This is a genomic window from Massilia niastensis DSM 21313, from assembly GCF_000382345.1.
Classification (GTDB): domain Bacteria; phylum Pseudomonadota; class Gammaproteobacteria; order Burkholderiales; family Burkholderiaceae_D; genus Telluria; species Telluria niastensis.
In genome coordinates, this window is sequence record NZ_KB908189.1 from 1 (window position 1) to 5,700 (window position 5,700).

The 5,700-nt window shown below is 64.1% G+C and carries 6 protein-coding genes; 1 reads left to right on the forward strand and 5 read right to left on the reverse strand.

Features of this window, described 5'->3' with window-relative positions:
- The coding region (locus H162_RS0129345; protein ID WP_020657042.1) for a 4Fe-4S dicluster domain-containing protein at positions 1-335 on the forward strand (335 nt) is incomplete at its 5' end.
- A gap of 78 nt (positions 336-413) precedes the next feature.
- Here H162_RS0129345 and H162_RS0129350 read toward each other — a convergent pair.
- From H162_RS0129350 to H162_RS0129370, 5 genes are all read right to left on the reverse strand, one after another.
- Complete coding sequence (locus H162_RS0129350; protein WP_020657043.1) at positions 414-1,352, reverse strand: Bug family tripartite tricarboxylate transporter substrate binding protein; 939 nt, start codon at positions 1,350-1,352, stop codon at positions 414-416.
- A gap of 94 nt (positions 1,353-1,446) precedes the next feature.
- On the reverse strand, positions 1,447-2,400 hold the full coding sequence (locus H162_RS0129355; protein ID WP_040788578.1) for an HpcH/HpaI aldolase/citrate lyase family protein: 954 nt from the start codon (positions 2,398-2,400) through the stop codon (positions 1,447-1,449).
- Between the two features lie 55 nt (positions 2,401-2,455).
- Positions 2,456-3,595, reverse strand: a complete 1,140-nt coding sequence (locus H162_RS0129360) for a CaiB/BaiF CoA transferase family protein (protein WP_020657045.1) — start codon at positions 3,593-3,595, stop codon at positions 2,456-2,458.
- 149 nt (positions 3,596-3,744) lie between these two features.
- The gene (locus tag H162_RS0129365; protein ID WP_084677186.1) at positions 3,745-4,650 is read right to left on the reverse strand and encodes a LysR family transcriptional regulator; all 906 of its coding nucleotides are present in this window, start codon (positions 4,648-4,650) and stop codon (positions 3,745-3,747) included.
- 51 nt (positions 4,651-4,701) lie between these two features.
- A partial coding sequence (locus H162_RS0129370) for a phosphoenolpyruvate carboxylase (protein ID WP_020657047.1) occupies positions 4,702-5,700 on the reverse strand: 999 nt, incomplete at its 5' end.

The window sequence follows — 5,700 nt, forward strand, 5'->3', positions numbered from 1 at the left end:
AGCCGGAGAAGGAACGCCTGCAGTCGCCGGAAGAGCGCGAAGAGCTCGACGGCCTGTACGAATGCATCCTGTGCGCCTGCTGCTCGACCTCGTGCCCGTCGTTCTGGTGGAACCCGGACAAGTTCGTCGGCCCGGCCGGCCTGCTGCAGGCCTACCGCTTCATCGCCGACAGCCGCGACGAAGCCACCAACGAGCGCCTGGACAACCTGGAAGACCCGTACCGCCTGTTCCGCTGCCACTCGATCATGAACTGCACGGACGTGTGCCCGAAGGGCCTGAACCCGAACAAGGCGATCGGCAAGATCAAGGAATTGCTGGTGCGCCGCGCAATCTGAGACCGATCCCGCCCGGCGCCGCGGTACGGCGCCGGACGACGCTCGGCCAGGCCCGTACTCGCGGCGCTGCCGGCATGCCTAGTCGATCGTGGCGCCCGCGTCTTTCACGATCCTGGCCCATTTCTCGATGTCCGTCTTCAGGATGGCGGCAAGCTGTTCCGGCGTCGTGTGATACATCTCCGCGCCCCGCGAACTGAATTTTTCCTGCGTCGCTTTATCAGCGGCGATCTTGTCCAGGGTCGACGTGAGCCTGGTCATGATCGGCTTCGGTGTCCCCTTCACCGCGAACAGGCCCACCCACAGGTCGCCACTGAAGTTAGGGATGGTTTCGCCGATGGCCGGTATGTCCGGTGCGGAGGGCGCGCGCTTCAGGGAACTGACGCCCAGCGCTTTCAGCTTGCCGGATTTGATAAAGGGCAGCACCGAGGGCAAGCTGGCAAACGCCAACGGAATCTGGTTGCCCACTACGTCGGTCAAGGCCGGACCGACGCCCTTGTAGGGCACATGCTCGAGCGAGATACCCGCCATGGAATTGAGCATGGCGCCGAGCAGGTGATTCAGGGAGCCATTCCCTGCGGAGGCATAGCGAAAATAGCCTGGTTTGGTCTTCGCCAGCGCGATCACTTCCTTCATCGAATTTGCCGGAAAGCTCGGATGCGCGACCAGCACGTTCGGCACCGTCGCGACGATGCCAATGGGCTCGAAGTCCTTGATCGGATCGAACGGAACCTTCTTGTACACGGCGGGATTGATCGCCTGCGTGCTACTGATGGTCAGGAGGATCGCGTAGCCGTCCGGCGTCGACCGGGCGGCATACTGGGTTCCGATGTTTCCGCCGGCGCCGGCCTTGTTTTCGACAATGAACTGCTGCCCGAGGCGGGTGGTCAAATCCGCCGCCAGCAGGCGTGCAATGATGTCGTTGGTCCCGCCCGGCGCCTGGGGCACGATGATGGTGACCGGCTTGGCCGGATAGTCCTGCGCGGCCACGGGGCCGGCCGCAACGCCCGCCCATGCCATGACACAAACGCCCAGCAACGTAAAACGTGTTTTCATTTCCAGTCTCCGTAGTTTTTGATGATGCTTAGGTGCCAGTGAACAGCGAGGCATGTCTTTACTGTCCAGACAGCCAGGCCCCTGGCGTGGCGGCCGACCGCAAATCGAGGACCCTGTGCGCCATGCGGATGTTTGCGTAGTCCACCAGCTTTCCATCGACCTGCACCGCGCCGCGCCCGTCCCGCTCCGCCTGCGCCAGCGCCTCGATGACTTTCAATGCCATTGCGTATTCGGCATCGGTGGGCAGGAAGGCGGCGGCCGTATCGCTGATCTGCACCGGATGGATCACCTGCTTGCCGTCGAATCCGAGCGCGGCAGCCTTTTCCGCGCTGTGCCGGCTCAACGTGATGTCGCGAAACGCGCCGCACGGTCCGTCGACCGCACGCAGCCCGAATGCGCGCGCCGCGACCAGGATGCGCATCATCGGATAGGTCCACATGTCGAGCGGCGTGGTGACATAGCCGTCGCCGTGGCGGGAGCTCAGCGCATAGAGCGGATGGGACTGGCCAATTTCCACCCCTTTCGCGCCGAGCGAAGCGGCAAAATCGCCCACGCCGAAGTGCAGCGCTTCCACAGTTTCCGAGGCGCCGGCGATCTGTTCGCAGAATGCCAGTCCACGCGCCGTCTCGATCATCGCCTCGATCCCGACACCACGCGCATGCGGCGTTCCCGCCGCGGCCATCAGCCCGGTGAGATGCACGATCTGCCGGGCCGATTCGACCTTGGGCACCAGGATCGTGTCGAGCCGCGGCGCTGCGGCAAGCAAGGCCCTGACTTCATCGTCCTGCCGGCTGCCCGCCACGTTCACGCGCACGCTCACTACCTTGCGGCCCCATTCAAGCTGGTTGAGCGCCTCGATTGCCCCCTTGAGCGCCATCTCCTTCTGCGATTCAGGGACGGCATCCTCCAGGTCCAGGAAGACGGCGTCGGCCGCGGACCGGGCTGCCGATTCGACGTGCTTCGACTGATGCGCGGGTACCGCAAGATAGGTACGGGTCACACGATTATTCATTTTCCACTGCTCCTGGTTGTCGGCTGGCGCCGGTCACTGGTGTCGAGATGTGCATTCAACACCCGAATTCACTGCGGATTCTCTCGGTGTGTTCGCCCACTGCCGGAACGTCGCGCATGACTGGGTCCAGCCCATCGATGATCACGGGCGGGAGAAAGACATCCAATGGTCCCGCGGGGCTGCCAACGGTACGGATACGTTGGCGTTCGTGGAGCTGGGGGTGCTCCAGGAACGCCTGCACGTCGTTCAGGCGCGCATTGGCAATCGACGCCGACTCCAGTTTCGCGATCACCTGGCTGCTGTTCCAGGTGCTGAAGCAGTCCGTAATGAGGAGTTCGAGCGCCGCCTGGTTGCGCATGCGGTCCGGATTCGACCGGAAGCGCGCATCGGACGCGAGCCCGGGGTCGGCGAGTACATGCTCGCAAAAGCTCGTCCACTCCCGTTCGTTCTGTATGCCGAAGAAGACGGTTTTCCCGTCTCCGGCAACGAACGGGCCGTACGGTGCAATGGTGGCGTGACGCGCGCCGGATCGCACCAGCGGATCGCCGCCGTCGCGCGTGTAGTACGCCGGATAGCTCATCCACTCGGTCATGGAATCGAACAGGGAGACCTCGAACGCCGTTCCCTCCCCGGTCCGTTCACGGCGGTACAGGGCCATGAGGATGCCGTTCAGTGCGTACATGCCGGCGGAAATATCGACGATGGACAAGCCGCATTTGGCCTGGTCGTCCGGGGTGCCATTGATCGACAGGAAGCCGGTCTCGCATTGCACCAGGAGGTCGTAGGCCTTCTTGTTGCGGTAAGGTCCGGTGGATCCGTAACCTGAAATATCGCAGGCGATCATGCGCGGGTGGCGAGCAAGCAGGCTTTTCGCATCCACGCCCAGCTTCCTGGCGGCGCCCGGCGCCAGGTTCTGGATGAACACGTCCGCGTGCGCCAGGAGTTCGTCCAGCACTGCCGCCCCCTCCTCGGACTTGATATCCAGCGCGATGCTTTCCTTGGACCGGTTCGCCCAGACAAACTGGCTGGACATGCCATTCATGACCTTGTCATAGCCGCGCGCAAAATCGCCGACGCCGGGCCGTTCTACCTTGATGACGCGGGCGCCCCAGTCCGCGAGGTGCCTGGATGCCAGAGGTGCGGCAATCGCCTGTTCGAGCGACACGACGGTGATGCCGGCAAGTGGGAGTGTCATAAGGATCTGCCATCGAATGAATGAGTGTGATGACAGTGTCTCGCCGCCCGGGCGTGCCGTAAATTATCGGATTTCGATTGCGGCGTTCCCCGATTTCGAACGCCCGCTTCGACAGGGACCACGCCGGTGGCCGTCCCTGGCTGGCGGGGTCAGTCCGCGGAGCGGGCGGCCGCCTGCAGGTGCGTGACGAAATGCTGGGCCGCGCGCGGCAGCGTGTCGAACTCCCGGAATCCGATCACGATCTCGAGCGATGCCCAGGCGTCGCTCAGGGGTATGACCGCCCACCCCTCCTCGTCGCCAGGCTGGCCCACCGTGACATCGGTCATCACCGCCAGGCCAAGACCGGCCCGCACCATGGTGCGTACGGCATCGAAGCTGGTAACCTGCAACCGGGTGCGGATCGGCCGGCGCGCCGCTGCGGCGGCCTGCTGCGTCATCCGATAGAGCAGGCTGCCCTCATGGAAGGCGATATGGTCGTAGTCCAGCGTCTGCCCAAACGCGACGCGCGTCTCGCCTGCCAGCGCATGGCCGCGAGGGACCACGACCACCAGGTTCGCCGGACGGTAAGGCAGGATCGTCAGGCCGGCGGACGCGGCGCCGGACCAGAAGATGCCGATATCGGCGATCCCATCGCGCACCGAGCGCACGATGTACGGACTGCTCCATTCTTCCAGGCGCACCTGCACCCCGGGGTAGCGGCCAAGGAAACCGCACATATCCTTGCCCAGGAATCCCACGATCGAGGTACTGTTCGCAAACACATTGACGTCGCCTTTCACGCCTTCGCCGAAGCCGCTCAAATCAGCGCGCATTCGCGCAAGAAGCAGGAGCATTTCCTTGGCATGGCGGACCAGCTCACATCCCGCCGCGGTCGGCCTGACACCCCCGCTATGCCGCTCCAGCAACTGGACTGCAAGCGTATCTTCCAGGTCGCTGATCCGCTTGCTGACGGCCGACGTTGCCATGAAATGGCGCTCCGCCGCACGTGCCAGGCTGGCTTCCTCTATGATCGTAAGAAATATTCTCAGGGTTGTCGGATCGATTTTCGCGGACACGATGGTGCTCTCCAGCGGTAACAGGGCGTGATCGCGGTACCTCGCTCCGAGTCAACCGCTGTTGCGCAGACCGGCCGCGATGCCATTGATCGAGAGATGAATACCCTCGCGCGTGGCGGTGTCCGTATCGCCGTCACGGAAGCGCCGCAGCAGCGCGACCTGCACATGGTTGAGCGGGTCGATGTAGGGGAAGCGGTTGCGGATCGAACGCTGCAACAGCGGATTCGCTTCCTGCAATTCAGCCTGGCCGGTAATCTGCTTGAGCGCCGTCACCGTCAGCGCATGCTCGCCACGGATGCGCCCGAAGATCGCGTCGCGCAAGGCCGCGTCGCCGACCAGTTCCGCATAGCGGCTCGCGATCGCCATATCGCTCTTGGCCAGGACCATGTCCATATTCGACAAGGTGGTCTTGAAGAACGGCCATTCCTGGTACATCTCCTGCAACCGCGACAAGCCGTCGGGATGGGTCGCCAGGTATGCCTGCACGGCGGAGCCGAAGCCGTACCAGCCAGGCAGCATCACACGGCACTGGGCCCAGCTCAGCACCCAAGGAATCGCGCGCAGGTCCTCGATCGACCGGGACTTCCTGCGCGAGGCGGGACGGCTGCCGACGTTCAGGGCGGCGATCTCGGAAATCACGGTCGACTCCCAGAAATAGGTCTCGAATCCTTCGGTGTCATAGACCAGCGAGCGGTAGGCGCGCAGCGCTTCGCCGGACAGGAATTCCATCGCCGCGGTTTGGGCCGCGCAGGGCTCCGGCTGGTCGTGCGACAGCAGGGTCGCCTCCAGCGTGGCCGCCACCAGTACTTCGAGGTTGCGGCGTCCGACTTCCGGGTTGGCGTATTTCGCCGTGATGACTTCACCCTGTTCGGTCAGGCGGATCCGGCCCCGCACCGCACCGGCCGGCTGCGCCAGGATCGCTTCGTAGCTCGGGCCGCCGCCGCGTCCGACCGAACCGCCGCGGCCATGGAACAGTTGCAGCCTGACGCCATGCTGTTCGAAGACCTCGACCAGCTCGATCTCGGCCTTGTGCAGTTCCCATCCGGAGGT